This window comes from Mycobacterium sp. (assembly GCF_965229105.1).
Taxonomy (GTDB): Bacteria; Actinomycetota; Actinomycetes; order Mycobacteriales; family Mycobacteriaceae; genus Mycobacterium.
Map to the genome: position 1 here is coordinate 6,473,487 of NZ_OZ245858.1, position 17,016 is coordinate 6,490,502.

The 17,016-nt window shown below is 64.6% G+C and carries 16 protein-coding genes; 10 read left to right on the forward strand and 6 right to left on the reverse strand.

The genetic code is table 11. The features are described 5' to 3' along the window. Positions 1 to 38: 38 nt before the first annotated feature. Both ADBZ9O_RS30565 and ADBZ9O_RS30570 read right to left on the reverse strand, forming a co-directional pair. Positions 39 to 932, reverse strand: a complete 894-nt coding sequence (locus ADBZ9O_RS30565; protein WP_526527260.1) for an SAM-dependent methyltransferase — start codon at positions 930 to 932, stop codon at positions 39 to 41. Between the two features lie 17 nt (positions 933 to 949). Further along, complete coding sequence (locus tag ADBZ9O_RS30570) at positions 950 to 1,762, reverse strand: oxygenase MpaB family protein (protein WP_526527261.1); 813 nt, start codon at positions 1,760 to 1,762, stop codon at positions 950 to 952. Between the two features lie 91 nt (positions 1,763 to 1,853). On the opposite strand from ADBZ9O_RS30570, the gene ADBZ9O_RS30575 reads away from it, so the two are divergent. Further along, positions 1,854 to 2,474, forward strand: coding sequence for a TetR/AcrR family transcriptional regulator (locus ADBZ9O_RS30575; RefSeq protein ID WP_526527262.1), 621 nt, complete (start codon positions 1,854 to 1,856; stop codon positions 2,472 to 2,474). Here ADBZ9O_RS30575 and ADBZ9O_RS30580 read toward each other — a convergent pair. Beyond that, positions 2,467 to 3,036, reverse strand: coding sequence for a VOC family protein (locus ADBZ9O_RS30580; RefSeq protein ID WP_526527263.1), 570 nt, complete (start codon positions 3,034 to 3,036; stop codon positions 2,467 to 2,469). The two genes, ADBZ9O_RS30575 and ADBZ9O_RS30580, sit on opposite strands and share 8 nt — an antisense overlap. Positions 3,037 to 3,087: 51 nt before the next feature. On the opposite strand from ADBZ9O_RS30580, the gene ADBZ9O_RS30585 reads away from it, so the two are divergent. The 4 genes from ADBZ9O_RS30585 to ADBZ9O_RS30600 are packed head-to-tail and all read left to right on the forward strand — an operon-like array spanning position 3,088 to position 7,713. Continuing rightward, complete coding sequence (locus ADBZ9O_RS30585; RefSeq protein ID WP_526527264.1) at positions 3,088 to 4,224, forward strand: alpha/beta hydrolase family protein; 1,137 nt, start codon at positions 3,088 to 3,090, stop codon at positions 4,222 to 4,224. After that, positions 4,200 to 5,165: a 2-hydroxyacid dehydrogenase gene (locus ADBZ9O_RS30590; RefSeq protein ID WP_526527265.1), complete on the forward strand. Its 966-nt coding sequence runs from the start codon at positions 4,200 to 4,202 to the stop codon at positions 5,163 to 5,165. The genes ADBZ9O_RS30585 and ADBZ9O_RS30590 overlap by 25 nt, the downstream gene beginning before the upstream one ends. 50 nt (positions 5,166 to 5,215) lie before the next feature. Further along, on the forward strand, positions 5,216 to 7,405 hold the full coding sequence (locus tag ADBZ9O_RS30595; protein WP_526527266.1) for an acyl-CoA dehydrogenase family protein: 2,190 nt from the start codon (positions 5,216 to 5,218) through the stop codon (positions 7,403 to 7,405). A 20-nt stretch (positions 7,406 to 7,425) separates the two neighbouring features. Next, positions 7,426 to 7,713: a hypothetical protein gene (locus ADBZ9O_RS30600; protein WP_526527267.1), complete on the forward strand. Its 288-nt coding sequence runs from the start codon at positions 7,426 to 7,428 to the stop codon at positions 7,711 to 7,713. A gap of 9 nt (positions 7,714 to 7,722) precedes the next feature. On the opposite strand, the gene fadD2 is transcribed toward ADBZ9O_RS30600, so the two are convergent. Continuing rightward, positions 7,723 to 9,405, reverse strand: a complete 1,683-nt coding sequence (gene fadD2 / locus ADBZ9O_RS30605) for a long-chain-fatty-acid--CoA ligase FadD2 (RefSeq protein ID WP_526527268.1) — start codon at positions 9,403 to 9,405, stop codon at positions 7,723 to 7,725. 55 nt (positions 9,406 to 9,460) lie between these two features. On the opposite strand from fadD2, the gene ligD reads away from it, so the two are divergent. From ligD to ADBZ9O_RS30630, 5 genes are all read left to right on the forward strand, one after another. Continuing rightward, positions 9,461 to 10,708, forward strand: coding sequence for a non-homologous end-joining DNA ligase (ligD, locus tag ADBZ9O_RS30610; RefSeq protein WP_526527269.1), 1,248 nt, complete (start codon positions 9,461 to 9,463; stop codon positions 10,706 to 10,708). Between the two features lie 192 nt (positions 10,709 to 10,900). Beyond that, positions 10,901 to 11,275 carry a hemophore-related protein gene (locus ADBZ9O_RS30615; protein WP_526527270.1) on the forward strand — a complete coding sequence of 125 codons (375 nt, stop codon included), beginning with the start codon at positions 10,901 to 10,903 and terminating at the stop codon, positions 11,273 to 11,275. Between the two features lie 60 nt (positions 11,276 to 11,335). Next, positions 11,336 to 12,682: an alpha/beta hydrolase gene (locus ADBZ9O_RS30620; RefSeq protein WP_526527271.1), complete on the forward strand. Its 1,347-nt coding sequence runs from the start codon at positions 11,336 to 11,338 to the stop codon at positions 12,680 to 12,682. An 83-nt stretch (positions 12,683 to 12,765) separates the two neighbouring features. Further along, positions 12,766 to 14,079 (forward strand): NtaA/DmoA family FMN-dependent monooxygenase, encoded by a 1,314-nt coding sequence (locus ADBZ9O_RS30625; protein WP_526527272.1) that lies wholly within the window; start codon positions 12,766 to 12,768, stop codon positions 14,077 to 14,079. A gap of 149 nt (positions 14,080 to 14,228) precedes the next feature. Further along, positions 14,229 to 15,869 carry an ABC transporter substrate-binding protein gene (locus tag ADBZ9O_RS30630; RefSeq protein ID WP_526527273.1) on the forward strand — a complete coding sequence of 547 codons (1,641 nt, stop codon included), beginning with the start codon at positions 14,229 to 14,231 and terminating at the stop codon, positions 15,867 to 15,869. A 72-nt stretch (positions 15,870 to 15,941) separates the two neighbouring features. On the opposite strand, the gene ADBZ9O_RS30635 is transcribed toward ADBZ9O_RS30630, so the two are convergent. Both ADBZ9O_RS30635 and ADBZ9O_RS30640 read right to left on the reverse strand, forming a co-directional pair. Further along, positions 15,942 to 16,439: a flavin reductase family protein gene (locus tag ADBZ9O_RS30635; RefSeq protein WP_526533680.1), complete on the reverse strand. Its 498-nt coding sequence runs from the start codon at positions 16,437 to 16,439 to the stop codon at positions 15,942 to 15,944. Continuing rightward, on the reverse strand, positions 16,439 to 16,924 hold the full coding sequence (locus tag ADBZ9O_RS30640; protein ID WP_526527274.1) for an NADPH-dependent FMN reductase: 486 nt from the start codon (positions 16,922 to 16,924) through the stop codon (positions 16,439 to 16,441). The genes ADBZ9O_RS30635 and ADBZ9O_RS30640 overlap by 1 nt, the downstream gene beginning before the upstream one ends. Positions 16,925 to 17,016 lie beyond the last annotated feature (92 nt).

Here is a 17,016-nt window from a genome sequence, read left to right on the forward strand (position 1 = left end):
AGTCGAGATCGCCCAAGTGGGCTCCCCACGTAGCGGACCTAGATCTTCACCGCACTGACCAGTGTGTTCGACCGAACCATCTGGCTGGCCTCGGAATCTGCCGTAGGCAGAGTGCGGCCCATCTGGACCAGATACTCACTCAGTGGGGTGCGCTCCGGCGTCCACCCGTGCCGCCCGAACCACGTATCGGCGCGCTCGAATTGCTCGTTGTAGATCAATGCGAAGAAGGTGGCGTCGGCACCTTCGGCTTGTTCACGGGCCTTCAGGAATTGGAAGACCTCGTCGGGCATCGGCTCACCCTCCTCGATAGCCACGTGGCTGCCCGAGCAGGCGAGGCTGTCGATCCCCGCGAACAACTGGCCCTGCGCGACGGCAGGCAGGTAGACCATCAGGCCCTCGGCGAGAAACGCGGCCGGTCGGTGCCGATCGAACCCGGCATCGTTGAGGGCCGTGGCCCAGTCGTCGCGCAAATCGACCGCGATCTCGCGTCGATCGGCCGTCGGCTGGTCGCCACGCCCGGCGAGGACGTCGCGCTTGAATTCGAGGACCAGGGGCTGATCCAACTCGAAGACGACGGTGTCTTCGGGCCACGGCAGGCGGTAGGCCCGAGAGTCCAACCCGGCTGCCAGCAGGACGATTTGACGTACACCGGCGTCGGCGGCGCGGACAAAGTAGTTGTCGAAGTATCTGGTCCTGGCGCCCTGAAAATTGACGAAATGAGCACCGAAGTCGCCGGTCAGCTTGCTCTCGGGTGACTTACCGTCGATGACGTCGGCCCAGTGTTCCCCGGCCGCCCGGCAGAACACCTCAGCGTAGGGGTCGACGGCCAGCGCATCTGGCTTGTGCGCCTCCAGCGCCCTGGCGGCCGCGACCAGCAGTGCCGTCGAGCCAACGCTTGTGGTGATGTCCCAGCTGTCATCGTCGGTGCGCATCTGGCCGAGGCAACGCGCTACACCAGTGGGCGACCTGTCCTGATCCGCCAGTCCACGTCGCGCAGCAGCACGTTGAATGGGAACTGCCGCAGAAACCGCGGCATGGCGCCGTTGACGGCACCGATCACCTTCACCAGACGGTCGAACCGGCGTTGCCGCTCCGGGTCCCACGAGAGGCGCATCTCATCGCGAAAGCGTTGTGGCAGAAAGCCTGTGGTAATCAACAGCGCCAGGCTCTCGGACCGTTGCCGGATCGCTGCGGGCAGGCGGACGCCGCGGATCCGGTTCACCGCAATGGGGTACAGGTACTCGCGGATCGCGTCGTCGATATGCACCTGGTCAAGCGATTCCTGCCAGTAGCGATCGAAGGCCGCCCGGTCGGCAGGCCACATCTCCTGCGGTACCTGCAGTGTCGTGCCCAATGCACTGCCTTCGATGTAGTGCCGGTCAGCGGCCTCGTCGTCCATCTCGCCGACGAAGGCTCGGTACACGTCAACGCCCCCTTTGTAGAGGCAGGCCGCGACCCAGAGCTGCAGATCCTTGTCGAAGGCGTTGTAGGCGACCGGACTGTCGTCGGTCGAGTACACCTGAGCATGTGCCCCGTTGACCGCGCGCCGGAATGCCGCCTTCTGCGCGTCACTCCCCATGGAGGCCACTGCCAGGTAGGTGAACGTGGTGCGGGCCCGCTTGATCGGATGCCGGTCCACCCGTCCGCTCTCGACCCGGCTCTCCATGACGCCATAGCCGACGCCCGGCCGCGCCAACTGCATGATCACGTTGGCCGGCCCGGCCAGTAGTGCAACGCCCATCATGCCGTCATCAATCGTCATGGCTCGACTCCCCGGAATGCTCGCGACCAAATGTGAGAACGAATGTTTCCTGATATTGCCCGTAGTGGCGGACAGGTGTCAAGATGATCCGGTGGCCCAGGTCAGGACGTATCGCGGCATCGAGGCATCGGACCGCCTCGCACAACGCAGACGCAGTTTCCTCGAGGCGGGCCTGGAGTTGCTCGGCGGGGAGTCCGCACCGGATGAATTGACGGTGCGAGCGGTGTGTCAGCAGGCGGGCCTGGCCTTGCGGTACTTCTACGAGAGCTTCGCCGATAAGGACGCGTTCGTCGTCGAGGTGGTGGACTCGGTGACGGCCGGCTTGGCCGCCACCACCCAGGCTGCGGTGGCTGCCGCCCCAGTACCGGAGCAGAACCGCGCCGGTATCGCCAATATCGTGTCGACCATCGCCGCCGACCCGCGGATCGGCCGACTGCTGTTCAGTACTCAACTCGCCAATGCGATCGTGCTGCGTAAACGCGGCGAGCGCGGCGGGCTGTTCGCCATGCTGTCCGGTGAGCACATCCAGTCAGCATTGCGCGTCGAACAGAACACCCGCGTGAAGGCAACCGCACACTTTGTCGTCGGGGGTGTCAGCCAGACGATCAGTGCCTGGCTGGCAGGTGAAATAGCCATGGAGGCAACCGAACTCGTGGATCAGCTGACGTCGATCCTGGACGGGTTCGCCGATCCGAGACTGTATCTCAGCTAGCGCTACGCCGGTCCGCCGCGGTCTTGGGCTCCGTTTGCGTGTCGTTGGCCGCGAATTCCTTAGTCCAGCAGGCGAATTCGAGGGTGATTCCGTCAGGGTCGAAGAAGTAGAACGAGCGCACGTACACACCGGGGTGCAGTTTTGCGGCCACCTGCGCCGGGCTCTCGTCGTGATTGAGCACCGGGCCGACGCGTACCCCCTTGTCCTTCAACCGCTGCCGGTAGGCGTCGAACTTCTCCTCGGGCACATGGAACGCCAGGTGATTCATGGAGCCGACGGCGCTGACGATCTCGCCGATGCCCGGGATGGCGGCGGGAGCAGAAATGCCGGGCACCCCGTCCGGTGCGGTGGCGAACCAGAAAAACGCCACGCAGTCACCATTGCCGGCATCGAAGAAGAAGTGCTGGCCCATGCCGCCGGGCAGATCCAGCGACTTGATCAACGGCATGCCAAGCACACCCGAATAAAACTCGACTGTGCGCGCCATATCGGCGCAGACCAGCGCGACATGGTTGATACCGCCGAGTTCGAACTCGCTGTTGGTGTTGTGCGGCTTGATCATGTCGCGCACCTCCCTGTTCAAAGCCGTTTCTCGAACCTAACATCGAAGGCAATGGGTACTCCGGGTGTCATCCGCGAATTCATCGGACTGTCCTCCCCCACCGCCAAGCGCAACGGCGCTGGTGGGCACCCCTGTCAGGGACTGTATTACCGCGGTGTCGGCCGCAAACCCAAGGTGGCGATGATTGCCACGCACTACCAAATCGACTTTTCCGAGCATTACCTGGCCGACTACATGGCGACCAGGGGTATCGGCTTCCTCGGCTGGAACACCCGCTTCCGCGGTTTCGAAAGCAGCTTCCTGCTCGATCACGCGTTGGTCGATATCGGCGTCGGCGTGCGTTGGCTGCGCGATTCTGCCGGGGTGGACACCGTGGTGCTGCTGGGCAATTCCGGTGGCGGCTCGCTGATGGCCGCCTATCAGGCGCAGGCCCAGGCCGCCCAACAGCAGATCCATCACGTGACACCGTTGGAGGGGATGCGACCCGCCGCCGGGCTCAACGAACTACCACCCGCCGACGGCTATATCGCCAGTGCGGCGCATCCCGGCCGCCCCGACGTGCTGACTGCCTGGATGGATGCCGCCGTCGTCGATGAGAACGATCCGGTGGCCGCAGACCCCGCGCTGGATCTGTTCGACGAGCGGAACGGTCGTCCGTTCAGCGCCGATTTCCTCACCCGCTATCGGGCCGCCCAGACCGCCCGCAACGACGCCATCACCGACTGGGCCGAGGCCGAACTCGCCCGCGTGCGCGCGGCCGGATTTTCCGACCGCCCGTTCACCGTCATGCGGACCTGGGCCGATCCGCGGATGGTTGACCCGACGATCGAACCGACCAAACGCCAGCCCAACCTCTGCTACGCCGGGGTGCCGGCCAAGGCGAACCGCTCGACGCACGGCATCGCCGCGGCCTGCACCCTGCGGAACTGGATCGGGATGTGGAGCCTGCGCCACGCCCAGACGCGGGCCGAACCGCATCTGGCGCGCATCGATTGCCCGGCACTGGTGATCAACGCCGACCAGGACACCGGGGTGTTCCCCTCCGACGCCAAGCGCATCTTCGACGCGCTCGCCGGCACGGACAAAAAGCTGTGCTCGATCGACACCGACCACTACTTCACCACCCCTGGGGCACGCAGTGAGCAGGCCGATACGATCGCGAAATGGATAGCGAAAAGGTGGCGGTGAGAGTCCTCGCGCACTTCACTCCTGGCAGCAGAGTTCTCGAACAGGTTGCCGCCGAGGCAGATTGGCTCGATATCCGATGGGTTGCCGAAGATGACGACGCCGCGCTGTACCGAGAGTTACCTGAGGCTGATGTCATCTGGCACGTGCTTCGGCCGTTGACCGCTGCTCAGATGGAACGCGCACCCCGACTGCGCCTGATCCACAAGCTGGGTGCAGGGGTAAACACCATCGACATCAACAGCGCCACTGCGCGAGGTATCGCCGTCGCGAACATGCCCGGTGCGAACGCCCCATCGGTCGCCGAAGGCACCGTGATGATGATGTTGGCCGCGCTGCGACGACTCCTTGCGCTCGACCGCGCCACCAGGGCGGGTCAGGGTTGGCCATCGGATCCCGACCTCGGCGAGACGGTGCGCGATCTCGGCAGCTGCACCGTTGGGCTGGTGGGTTACGGCAACGTCGCCAAGCGGGTGGAACAGATCGTGCGCAGCATGGGTGCCAACGTCATCCACACCACCTCCGCGCGCGACCCGTTTCACCTCCACTGGACGACGCTCAACGAGCTTCTGAAGAACAGCGATATCGTCTCGCTGCACCTGCCACTGACGGCCGCCACCGAACGGCTGATCGACGCCAACGCCCTGGCGAAGATGAAATCCGATGCCGTCCTGGTCAACACGTCGCGTGGTGGCGTGGTCGACGAGGCCGCCCTGGTGGATGCCCTCAGCAGCGGCCGGTTGGCCGCGGCAGCCCTGGATGTGTTCACCGAGGAACCCGTCGCACCGGACAATCCGCTGCTGAAGCTCGACAATGTGCTGCTCACCCCTCACGTCAGTTGGTACACCGCCGACACGATGACCCGCTATCTGACGGCTGCCATCAGCAACTGCCGCAGGGTGCGCGATGGGCTGCCGCCGTACTCGGTTGTCAACGCGGTGTGAGTCGCAGGTACTCTTGCTCCCAACCCACCGGTTAATAGGGAAGGCAACGTATGCCGATCGCCGTCAATTCCGAGCACGCTGACCTCGCCGATTCGGTGCGATCTCTGGTCGAACGCGTCGCACCGTCCGATGTGCTGCACGAGGCCCTCGAGACGCCGATAGTGAACCCGCCGCCGTATTGGCGTGCGGCCGCCGAGCAGGGACTGCAGGGGCTGCACCTCTCCGAATCCGTCGGCGGACAGGGCTTCGGCATTCTCGAGCTGGCGATTGTGCTTGCCGAATTCGGTTATGGCGCAGTGCCTGGCCCCTTCGTACCGTCGGCGATCGCGAGCGCGCTGATCGCCGCGCACGACCCCGAATCGAAGCTGCTGACCGACCTGGCCTCAGGTGCCGCGATCGCCGCGTACGCCATCGATTCCGGCCTGACCGCGACCCGGCAGGGAGACGCGTTGGTGATCCGCGGTGAGGTGCGCGCGGTTCCCGCCGCCGCACAGGCATCGCTGCTGGTCCTGCCCGTCTCGATCGAAAGCGGCGAGGAATGGGTGGTTTTCGACGCCGAGGGCCTCGAAATCGTCCCCGTGGACAGCGTCGATCCGCTGCGTCCCGTCGCGCATGTGCGCGTCAACGCCGTCGAGGTGAGCGACGACCGGGTGTTGAGCAACCTCAGCCGCGAGGATGCCCGCGCCCTGATGTCGACCCTGCTGTCCGCCGAAGCGATCGGCGTCGCGCGCTGGGCGACCGACACTGCGTCGGCCTACGCCAAGATCCGCGAGCAGTTCGGCAGGCCGATCGGCCAGTTCCAGGCCGTCAAGCACAAATGCGCCGAGATGATCGCCGTCACCGAACGGGCCACGGCTGCCGTCTGGGACGCGGCGCGGGCGCTCGACGACGCGAATAACGGCGACGAGAACGCGCATGCCGCGTTCGCCGCCGCTGTCGCCGCGACGCTGGCACCGCACGCCGCCCAGCACTGCGCGCAGGACTGCATCCAGGTGCACGGCGGTATCGGGTTCACCTGGGAACACGACACCAACGTCTACTACCGCCGCGCGCTGCTGCTGGCCGCCTGTTTCGGGCGGGCGTCGGATTACCCGCAGCGCGTCGTCGATACCGCGACGTCCACCGGTATGCGCACCATCGCCATCGACCTCGATCCGGATACCGAGAAGCTCCGCGACGAGATCCGTGCCGAAGTCGCTGGGCTGAAAGCACTTCCGCGCGACGAGCGTCTTGTCGCGATCGCCGAGGGCGGCTGGGTACAGCCACACCTGCCCACCCCGTGGGGCCGGGGGGCGAGCCCGATCGAGCAGATCATCATCGCCCAAGAATTCCCGGCCGGGCAGGTCAAGCGGCCACCGATGGGTATCGCGGCGTGGATCATCCCCTCGATCGTGGCGTTCGGCACCGATGAGCAGAAGCAACGGTTCCTGCCGCCGACGTTCCGCGGCGAAATGATCTGGTGTCAGCTGTTTTCCGAGCCTGGCGCCGGCTCCGACCTGGCCAGCCTGTCCACCAAGGCCACCAAGGTCGACGGTGGCTGGCGGATCACCGGCCAGAAGATCTGGACCACCGGCGCCCAGTTCTCGCAGTGGGGTGCACTACTGGCGCGCACCGACAGCACCGCCCCCAAACACAATGGCATCACCTACTTCCTGCTCGATATGGCCAGCGAGGGTGTCGAGGTCAAACCCCTACGTGAGCTGACCGGCAACGCGATGTTCAACACCGTTTTTATCGACGATGTGTTCGTCCCGGACGCGATGGTGCTCGGCGAGGTCAACCGCGGCTGGGAGGTCAGCCGCAACACACTGACCGCCGAGCGGGTGTCGATCGGTAGCAGCGAGCCCGGATTCCTGGCCACCCTGGACGGTTTCGTCGATTTCGTCAAAGCGGGTCAGTTCGACCAGATCGCCCAGAACCGGGCCGGCCAGTTGATCGCCGAAGGACATGCGGCCAAACTGCTCAACCTGCGTTCGACCCTGCTGACGCTCGCCGGTGGTGACGCGATGCCGTCGGCGGCGATCTCCAAACTGTTGTCGATGAAAACCGGGCAGGGGTACGCGGAGTTCGCGGTCGAATCATTCGGCACCGATGCGGTTATCGGCGATCTTGAAACGCTGTCTGGCAAGTGGGTCGAGTGGCTGCTGGGTAGCCGGGCCACCACCATCTACGGCGGCACCACCGAGGTGCAGCTGAATATCATCGCCGAACGATTGCTCGGATTACCCCGCGACCCGTAGGGCGGGCGTACCGTCAGACGATGAGCACTCGTCAGCGGACCGTCGGGCGCATCGTCGCCTGTTCGGCGCTGCTGACGGGTCTTATCGTGGGCCCCCAGCTCGTCGGTGACCCGCCGGTGTCGGCGGTAGCTGCGCCCTGCGTCAACGGGATAGTTCCGCTCAACCCGTACATCCAGAACTGCAACCTGCCGCCGCGTGGTAATCGTGTGCGGGGCGCTGCCCCCGACGCAGGCGCGATCATCGCCTGCCGGGACAACCCTTGGTGCTTATCGGATTACGTCAATGGTGGGTTCGGCTGGCGGCCCTAGCGTGGCTCGTCAGCTTTCGACCTCGATTTCGCGCAATTCCCGCTTGAGGACCTTGCCCGTCGGGTTCCGCGGCAGCTCGTCCATGAAGATGACTTCACGCGGCACCTTGTACCGGGCCAGGTTCTCCTTGACGTAGAGCTTGATCGCGTCCTCGTCGACAGTGGCGCCTTCGGTTTTCACCACGAACGCCCGCAGTCGGTGGCCCCACTCTTTGTCCTCGACGCCCAGCGCGGTGGCTTCGACGACCTCGGGATGCCCACTGATCAGATCTTCGACTTCGGCGGGGAACACGTTCTCGCCGCCGCACACGATCATCTCGTCGTCGCGCCCACTGACGTAGAGCAGGTCGTGCTCGTCGAAGTAGCCGACATCGCCGGACGACATCAGCCCGTCGATGATCGCCTTGCCGCCACCGCCGGTGTACCCCTCGAACGGGAAGGTGTTCCCGACGAAGATGCGGCCCACCTCACCCTTGGGTACTTCCTTGCCGTTCTCATCGAAGAGCTTGACCTTGACCCCCTTGACGACGGGGCCGACCGTCGACGGGTTCTTCTTCAGATCCTGCGGCCGCGCGATCGACGCGAACGCGATTTCCGTTGAGCCATAAAGGTTGTAGACGACCGGGCCGATATCCTTCATCGCCCTGGTGGCGAGTTCGGCGCCGAGTTGAGAGCCCGATACGAAGATGATCCGCAGGGTCGACAGATCTGGCTTGGGATCGGTCTTTTCCAGTTGGTCCAGGATGCGCGACAACATCACCGGCACCACCACGATGGCCGTCACCTTGTGCTTCTCGATGTCTTCGAGCACGGTCGACGGTTTGAACCGCCGCCGCAGCACCAGCGTCGAACCCAGCATCATGGCGATCGTGCCGTGCAGGAAGCCGAGCGCATGGAACATCGGTGCCGGCAACGACGTCACCTCACCGGCCTTGAATGGCACGTGCGAAAGCACCCCGCCGATGGGGGCCAGCGACGGCGGCGAGCTGCGGTTGGCGCCCTTGGGTGTGCCGGTGGTGCCGCTGGTCAAGATGATGATCTTCGAGTGCTTGGTGGCCTTCGGCGCGTGCTGTTTACTGCTGCGCGCGATCAGCTCGGCCAGGGTCTCGTCCGTCGAACCGGACGGCTCCTCTTTGTCGGGGTTGGTGCCCAGAGCCCGCATCTTGCCCAGCGGCGGCTCGGCCTTCGCCACCGCAGAGGTGTACTCGTCGTCGTAGATGATGACCTTCGCGCCTTCGCGTTCGGACACCTCTTTGATCTGCGGCCCGGAGAATTCGCTGTTGAGCAAGATCAGCCGGGCACCGGTCCGCGCGGCCCCGTACAACGCGACCAGGAACCAGCGGTGGTTGCGGATCAGCAGAGCAACCCCGTCGCCGCCCTTGACGCCCATGGCGAGCAAGCCGTTGGCCACCGCATGGGCGGCCTCATCGAGCTCCCGAAACGTCATCTCGCCGTCGTCGTCGATGATGGCGACGCCGTTGGGCGTCCGGCGGGCGTTGAGGGCGGGGATCATGCCGAATTCGCCCCACTTGCGAATATCGCCGATCATGCCCGCGACGATCTGCGGGTTCTCCAGCTTGAACACACCCGCTTCGATCATTTTGCGGACGTAGTGCAGCTCAGCGGACCCTCGCTCGAAATACTGCTGCGCTTTGGCGGCAATCTGCAACGGCACATCTGTCAGGTTCGGCATCGCACCACAATATGTGACGGGCGTCGCAGAACGGTTGGGAAATTACCATGACGGTATGGCCGGACCGTTTTTGCTGGAGGTGGCCGGTCGTCAGATATCTGTGACGCATCCGGACAAGGTGGTCTTCCCCGAAGCGGGACTGACCAAGCTTGACTTGATCGCCTACTACCTGGCGGTGGCCGACGGGGCGCTGCGCGGTGTCGCCGGCCGCCCGATGATCCTGAAACGCTTCGTCAAGGGGATCAACCAGGAGGCGATCTTCCAGAAGCGGGCGCCGGAGAAACGACCGGACTGGATCGACGTCGCGGAGCTGAAATACGCCTCGGGCACATCGGCCAAGGAAGCCGTGATCCACGATGCCGCCGGCTTGGCGTGGGCGGTCAACCTCGGCTGTGTGGATCTCAACCCACACCCGGTGCAGGCCGGTGACCTGGAACATCCCGATGAATTACGTGTCGACCTCGACCCGATGCCCGGCGTCGGCTGGCAACAGATCGTCGATACCGCCCTGGTGGCGCGAGAGGTTCTCTCCGATCACGGTCTGGCCGCGTGGCCGAAGACGTCAGGGTCGCGCGGGTTCCATATCTATGCCCGGATTGCACCGAACTGGTCCTACCGGCAGGTCCGGCTGGCCGCGGAGACCGTGGCCAGGGAGGTGGAACGCCGAGCACCGGAGCTGGCCACCAGCCGCTGGTGGAAGGAGGAGCGCCAGGGGGTGTTCGTCGACTTCAACCAGAACGCAAAGGACCGGACCGTCGCGTCGGCGTACTCGGTGCGGGCCCTACCCGACGCCAGGGTCTCCACACCGCTGCACTGGGCCGAGGTGCCCGGTTGCCGTCCGGAAGAGTTCACCGTCGCTACCGTGCCGCAACGGTTCGCCGCCATCGGTGATCCGTGGGCCGGGATGGACTCTCCCGACGCGGCTGCCGGCGGCCTCGATCGGCTGCTGGCGCTGGCCGAGGAGTTGGGTCCCGCCGAGAAGGCCCCCAAGGGCGCGCGCCGCGGCGATGGGTCAGGCAACAGGGTGTCTCAGATGCCCTTGATCGAGATCGCCAGGACCAAGACCAAAGACGAGGCGATGGCTGCGCTGGACACGTGGAAACAGCGCTACCCCGACGCCGCCGAACGGCTGGAACCCATCGATGTGCTGGTCGACGGTATGCGCGGCCCCAGCTCGATCTGGTACCGGATCCGGATCAATCTGCAGCACGTGCCGGAGGATCGGCGGCCACCGCAGGATGAGCTGATCGCCGACTACTCCCCCTGGGAGAAGTACTCGGGCCCGCAGTTCCCGCGCGGCTGACCTGGTGTTTTGTCCGTGGCGCCGTGGCGCCGACTGTGCAGGAAGTCGTCGAGAATTTGCCGATTCTTCGACAAGACCCTGCACAGTCGACGAGCGCTACTAGCGAGCGGATGTGTTCATCAGGGCGCGTTCGGGTAGCCAACAGGGCAGGGATCGGGGGATGACCTGTTCAAAGCTATGTAAGGACATCACATGACATTCGTTCGTATCGCCAGTGCCTGCGCCATCAGCGGCTTCGCGGCGGCCACCTTGGCTGCACCGATCGCCACGGCTGCGCCTGCGGACTGCAGCCCCGGCGGGATCGCCAACACCGTGTCGACGACGACGATCTCCGCCCGGCAGTACCTCGATGCGCATCCCGGTGCCAACCAGGCCGTGACGGCCGCGCAGAACCAGCCGCAGGCCGAGGCATCGGCGAACCTGCGGAGCTATTTCACGGCCAACCCCGGCGAGTACCACGATCTGCGCGGCATCCTGGCGCCCATCGGCAATACCCAGGATCAGTGCAATGTGCAGGTGTTGCCTGCCAACCTGGCGGCGGCATACTCCGAGTTCATGGCCGGCTGACCGAGCGCCAATCCGGCCAAACCCGCCTCAGGTAATTAGCGCGGTTGTTAGTTTTCGCCCATGACTACCTATGTGGGCCGCACGGGCGGGCTAGCCGTGGCCATGGGCATCGGTGCAGCCCTGATCACCCTCGGTTGCGGCTCGGCACAAGCAGAGGCGGAGGGGACGGCGTCGGCGTCATCTGCGTCTGCGTCGGCCTCCTCGGCGTCGGCCTCTTCGACATCGAGGTCGGCGAAATCCGCTCGGTCGAAGTCCACCGGCGCCCGCTCCGCACCGCAACGCCTGCGCGCCAACACCGTGACGACAAGCTCGGCGAGCACACGCAAGGCACCCGCAGCGTTGTCGTCGTCCACCACTGTTCCGACCACCCCCGCCGATCCGCCCCCGCTGGAGGCACTGCTGGGGCTCACCCGACGTAATCTCGCCACCAAATCCGCCCCGACCCTGGACGCGACTTTCACCGGCGAACCGTCGCTGGTCTCCCAAGCTCTGGTCACCGGACTGCGCCTGCTCAAACCGATCGTCGATCTGTTCGGCGCCGATATCGCCGGCTCGGGTGCCAGTATCCCGCTGTTTACCGACGGTATTCCGCCGGGCATCCTGACCCACGGCCTCAACGTCACCAACGACGAGTACGACGGCTGGAAGGTGTGGACGCTGACACCGGCCGAGCCGACCGGGGAAGTAGTCATCGGCATCCACGGTGGTTCGTTCACCTTGCAGGCCAGCTTCTTTCACTGGTGGACCTACGCCGATACCGCTCGTGATACCGGCGCCACCGTCATCGTGCCGTTGTACCCCTTGGCCAATGCGGCAGGCACCGGCGGAACCGCCGTCACCGTCATCCCGACGATGGCCGATTTCATCGCGGGCCAGGTCGCCGCACACGGGGCCGAGAACGTCAGTGTCCTCGGCGACTCCGCCGGCGGCACCATTGCCATGGCAGCCGCCCAAGAGCTGGTCCGGCGGTGCGACGGCGACCAGGAGTGCCTGGCCGATCACCTGCCCAGCCGCATGGTCCTGCTATCGCCCGCACTCGATCTCAGCGACACCAATCCCTATGTCGGGTTGATCGACGATCCGCTACTCGCTCTGGTGTCAGGGTCCGGCGCTGCCTTCACCTGGGCCAACGGCCTACAGACCCCTGAGGATCCGGACGGGACGCTCAACCCCTTGGTCAGTCCGCTGTTCGGGTCGCTCGACAGCCTGCCGCAAACCGCGGTCTACGCCGGGTCACTCGATCTGACCGCGGCCAGTGTCCTTGCCCTGCAACAGAAAGTCGCCGACAATCCCAGTTCGATCTTCACCTTCGAACTGCGCAAGGGCCAGATCCACGACTGGGTGATCTTTCCCCTGCCCGACGCGATCGCCGAACGGCCGGGCATCTATCACGATCTGGGATTGTGAACAGCGCAATGCGGACGCAATCATCTGACCCCGCCGTCTGAAACATCGGCACGCCACATTGGACCCACCTGAGGGAGGTCCATATGTTTCATCTCGGTTGGTTCATGGGCAGTGGATTCAGTGCGCAAACGTGGGCGCTGGACCCGTGGGCGGGTAATACGGGCCACGACTGGATGAAGGGTGACCTCTTCGTCGACCTGGCCGCATCACTGGAGCGGGCCCGCTTCGACTATCTATTGGTCGAGGACACCAGCATGGTCGAAGATGCCTACGGCCGCTCCATGGAGACCACCCTCAAATACGGGATGCTGGCACCGAAATGCGATCCGGTGCCACTGATTCCGCTGTTGACGCAGCGCACCAAACACATCGGGATCGCGGTCACCCTGTCGACGAGTTTTTACCACCCGTTCATGGCGGCCAGGACGATGACGACCCTGGACCACCTCACCGAGGGCCGCGTCGGACTGAACGTGGTGACGGGGAGCTCGGACCGCGCCGCGCAACAGTACGGCTACGACGGGTTGATGTTGCACAGCGAGCGCTACGGAATGGCCGCCGAATGGATGGAAGCAGTTGGTGCGCTGTGGGATTCATGGGAAGAAGGTGCCGTCCTGGTGGACCAGGAGACGCCCCGCTACGCCGACCACACCAAGGTGCACCCCGTCGACTTCGAGGGGAAGTACTTCCGGACCAGGGGGCCGCTGAACACCATTCCCGGCCCTCAGCGCCGACCGGTGATCGTGCAGGCGGGTGCCTCACCCGCCGGACGCGACCTGGCGGCCAGGTACGCGGAGTCAATGTTGGCGCACGGCACCAGCATCGAGAGCATGAAAGCATTCCGGCTCGATATGCACCGCCGGATGAAGGAATACGGTCGCGATCCCAGCACGCTGAAAATCCTCTTCCTGATCGACCCGATTCTGGGCGACAGCGACCGGGTCGCCCATGCCAGGGAAGAAGACATGAAAGAGGCACGGTGGAGTGACCACGCGATCGAAAAGGCGCTATGGGGTTTGAGTTACACCTCCGGCGGCGAGTTCGACTTCTCCACCTTCGACCTCGACAAGGAAGTCCCCGACGTCTGGGGCAACGGCGAGACCAGCACACTGCGCACCTTCATCGAGGGCGCCAGGGGTAAGACACTGCGGGAGGCCATCGCCACCGTCGACACCCATGCCGGCCTCGCCTTCGTCGGCTCGCCGGACACCGTCGCGGCCAAGATGGGCGAGGCCATGGAAGAAGTCGGCGGCGACGGCTTCCTACTCTCCCCTGTGGTCACCCGACGCAACATCGCCGAGATCGCCGATGGTCTGTCACCGGCACTGCGCAAGCGCGGACTCATCCGAGATGGGTACCAGCACAGTACGTTCCGCGAGAACCTGCTGGAGTTCTGACCGGTCGGCGAACCGGCGGCGGTGTTTACCGGCGTAATACGAGAGGTACCGATGTGACGCGGAGGCGTCACGCAACGCCGGTGTACTTGCGCGGAGGAGCGCCAACGAGAGCCGTGACTCGGTCAAGCTGATCCGAGCAGGAGGAATTCGTGTTCCAGAAAACACGCCCGAACAATAATCCGTCCGCCCCCGCCATAGAATGGGATCGCCGCGCCTTCCTCAAGGCCAGCGGCATCACCATTGGCGGAGTCAGCCTCGCGGCCCTGGCAGCCGCCTGCGGCGCTGGAGGCGGGGCAGGCGGCGGATCGGCCGGTGGCGACACCCTGACGCTGAAGATGCCGTTCCTGGCGGATATGCAGGTGCCCGATCCCGACATCATGTACGAAGGCGAAGGCGCCCAGTTGATGGAGTTCGCCTACGAGGGACTGGTCCGCTACAAGCCAGGTTCTGCAGAAATCATCCCGCAGCTGGCCAAGTCCTGGACGCTCTCCCCCGATCAGCTGACCTACACGTTCACGTTGGAACCCGACGTGAAGTTCCACGACGGCACGCCGGTCGACGCCGCATCCTGGATCAAGGGCTTTGAGCGCCGTACCAAGGTCAACCAGGGCCCCGCGTACATGGTGGCGGGCGTGGTCAAGACTGAGGCGCCGAATCCGACGACGTTCGTGGTCACTCTCAAAGAACCCAACAACGCCTTCATGCACTACCTGGCCTGCCCGTGGCAGCCGTTCGCGGTGAGCCCGACGACGGTGGCCAAGAACGCCATTGGTGACGACCTGGCGCAGGAGTGGCTCAAAACTCATGACGCGGGCAGCGGTCCGTACACGATCACGGAGTTCGTCCCAGGCAGCCATTACACGCTGACCGCATTCCCCGACTACCGGCAGGGTAAGCCGCCATTCGAGACCATCCGGATCAACATCACCCCGGATATCACCAGCCAGAAGCTGCAGCTCGACTCTGGTGCCTTCGACCTGGTGTCGAAAGGCTTCTCCATCCCGGATGTGCTTGCTTATCAACAGAATGCGAAGTTCTCGGTGGTGAACGCCATCGGCGGTGTCGGCGAAGCCATCTGGCTCAATCCCACCTCGGGGATCTTCGCCAACCTGGCACTGCGGAAAGCGATGATGACCGCCCTGGATCGCAAGACCATCGTCGATACCGCGTGGGGCGGATTGGCGACGGCCCAGGAGTCGATGTGGCCTACCGAGTCCCTACCCCCCGCGATGGCTCCCTTCCCGACCGATGTCGACCCCGCGGCGCTGACGGCGATGATCGGTTCACTCCCATCGAAGAAGGTCGACCTGGCCTGGGCCGCCGACGGCGGCGCACCCCGCCAACAGATGGCCGAGCTGATCCAGAATCAGCTGGCCACACTGGGTCTCGATGTGACCGTCCGAACGCTACCGGTGGCGGAAATGTTCGACCTGTCGAATCAACCGCCCGAGAAGCGGCCCGATCTGATGGTGGCCTTCCTCGGTGGCGACACCTTGCACCTGGACACCACATTCCGGATTCTGCTGCGTACCGGCGCGGCGCCGTTGAATTTCTTCCAGTACTCGAACACAGAACTGGACGGGTTGATGGACCAGGCCGTCCGGGCGCCGGACAAGGAACAGATGAATGCCATCTACCAGCAATGCAGCAAGATCGTCATCGATGACGCGATCTGGATCCCGCTATGCCTGCCGCCGAACTCGACGATCACACACAAGAGCCTGACCGGTATCGAGAGCAACTCGTTCTACCCGCAGATCTTCTGGCCGCCCGCACTCAAGAGGACCTGACGTGCCCACAAAAACCTAGGCCAGCAAGCGCGCTGCCGGATCGTCGAGTCCGGCAGCGCGCTTTGGCCGATATCAACCCGCGGTAGCCAAACCATGAAAGTTGCTGCGGTGGAAGACCATCGGAGCAACATCGGGGTATACCGCCAGCGCAACGATCTGCAGCACGACGATCTCGTGATCGCCGGCCTCGACCCGCTTGAACGGTACGCATTCGAGCCACAGTGTGGACCCGTGCACAAACACCGCACCGGTGTCGGTCGAGGTCCAGTCGACACCGCTGAACCGGTCACCGGTCTTCGACGCCAGCGACCGCGCGACCGTTGTGTGCTCGTTGGCCAGCACGCTGAGCCCGAGGTGCTCTAGCTCCGCCAGTTTGGGCCACGTGCTGGAGGTGTTGGCAACACAGACCGAAACCAGCGGCGGGTCAAGGGAAACGGAGGTGAACGAACTGGCCGCCATCCCCTCAGGAACGCCGTTGATCAGACCGCAGAACGCGGTGACGCCACTAGGGAAGGCTCCGAAGGCCTGCCGCAGCAGGGCCTGGTCGAAGTTGCCGTCGATCGCGGTGATCATGCGGACACCTGCGGGACGAAGCGACGGGCGACGCTGAGCCACTTTTCCAGCTCCGGCGAGGTTTCGTATTCGGTGTCGATCAGGTACAGACTCGGTGCCGGGCAGCTGGCCCCGATCTCGACCAGGACAGGTCGCAGCGTCAACTCGGGGGCCAGCGCATGCGCCAGCGAGCCACCGAGCATCAACGGAAACGTGGTGATCTGGCCGAGCTCACCAGCCCCGAACTGATCGAGGAACAGTTTCAGCAGACCGGTGTAGGTGGCTTTGAACGTCGGTGAGGCCACCACCAGCGAATCGGCGGACTTCACAATTTCCTTGGCCTCGGCCACCTTTGGGTCACCCCAGCCGAGCAGGCCGGGACCGAGGTCGACGACGTCGATGACATGCTCGGGAGCGGTGCCGGTCAGCTTCTCGGCCACCAGCTCAGCGGCGGCCCGCGTCCGCGACATCGGTTTCGGATTTCCTACCACTACGACTGTCATGAGCGCACTCTCCCACTGGCCGACGACCACTTCAACCTGTTCATCGTTGCAGTTAACGAGAAGCAAATTTCTCCGGCCCGGTCCAGGGGTAA

Excerpts from the sequence above, each read along its gene's own strand:
- ADBZ9O_RS30565 (WP_526527260.1), bottom strand. The coding sequence starts at position 932 with ATGCGCACCGACGATGACAGCTGGGACATCACCACAAGCGTTGGCTCG.
- ADBZ9O_RS30570 (WP_526527261.1), bottom strand. The coding sequence starts at position 1,762 with ATGACGATTGATGACGGCATGATGGGCGTTGCACTACTGGCCGGGCCG.
- ADBZ9O_RS30580 (WP_526527263.1), bottom strand. The coding sequence starts at position 3,036 with ATGATCAAGCCGCACAACACCAACAGCGAGTTCGAACTCGGCGGTATC.
- ADBZ9O_RS30585 (WP_526527264.1), top strand. The coding sequence starts at position 3,088 with ATGGGTACTCCGGGTGTCATCCGCGAATTCATCGGACTGTCCTCCCCC.
- ADBZ9O_RS30590 (WP_526527265.1), top strand. The coding sequence starts at position 4,200 with ATGGATAGCGAAAAGGTGGCGGTGAGAGTCCTCGCGCACTTCACTCCT.
- ADBZ9O_RS30595 (WP_526527266.1), top strand. The coding sequence starts at position 5,216 with ATGCCGATCGCCGTCAATTCCGAGCACGCTGACCTCGCCGATTCGGTG.
- ADBZ9O_RS30600 (WP_526527267.1), top strand. The coding sequence starts at position 7,426 with ATGAGCACTCGTCAGCGGACCGTCGGGCGCATCGTCGCCTGTTCGGCG.
- fadD2 (WP_526527268.1), bottom strand. The coding sequence starts at position 9,405 with ATGCCGAACCTGACAGATGTGCCGTTGCAGATTGCCGCCAAAGCGCAG.
- ligD (WP_526527269.1), top strand. The coding sequence starts at position 9,461 with ATGGCCGGACCGTTTTTGCTGGAGGTGGCCGGTCGTCAGATATCTGTG.
- ADBZ9O_RS30615 (WP_526527270.1), top strand. The coding sequence starts at position 10,901 with ATGACATTCGTTCGTATCGCCAGTGCCTGCGCCATCAGCGGCTTCGCG.
- ADBZ9O_RS30620 (WP_526527271.1), top strand. The coding sequence starts at position 11,336 with ATGACTACCTATGTGGGCCGCACGGGCGGGCTAGCCGTGGCCATGGGC.
- ADBZ9O_RS30625 (WP_526527272.1), top strand. The coding sequence starts at position 12,766 with ATGTTTCATCTCGGTTGGTTCATGGGCAGTGGATTCAGTGCGCAAACG.
- ADBZ9O_RS30640 (WP_526527274.1), bottom strand. The coding sequence starts at position 16,924 with ATGACAGTCGTAGTGGTAGGAAATCCGAAACCGATGTCGCGGACGCGG.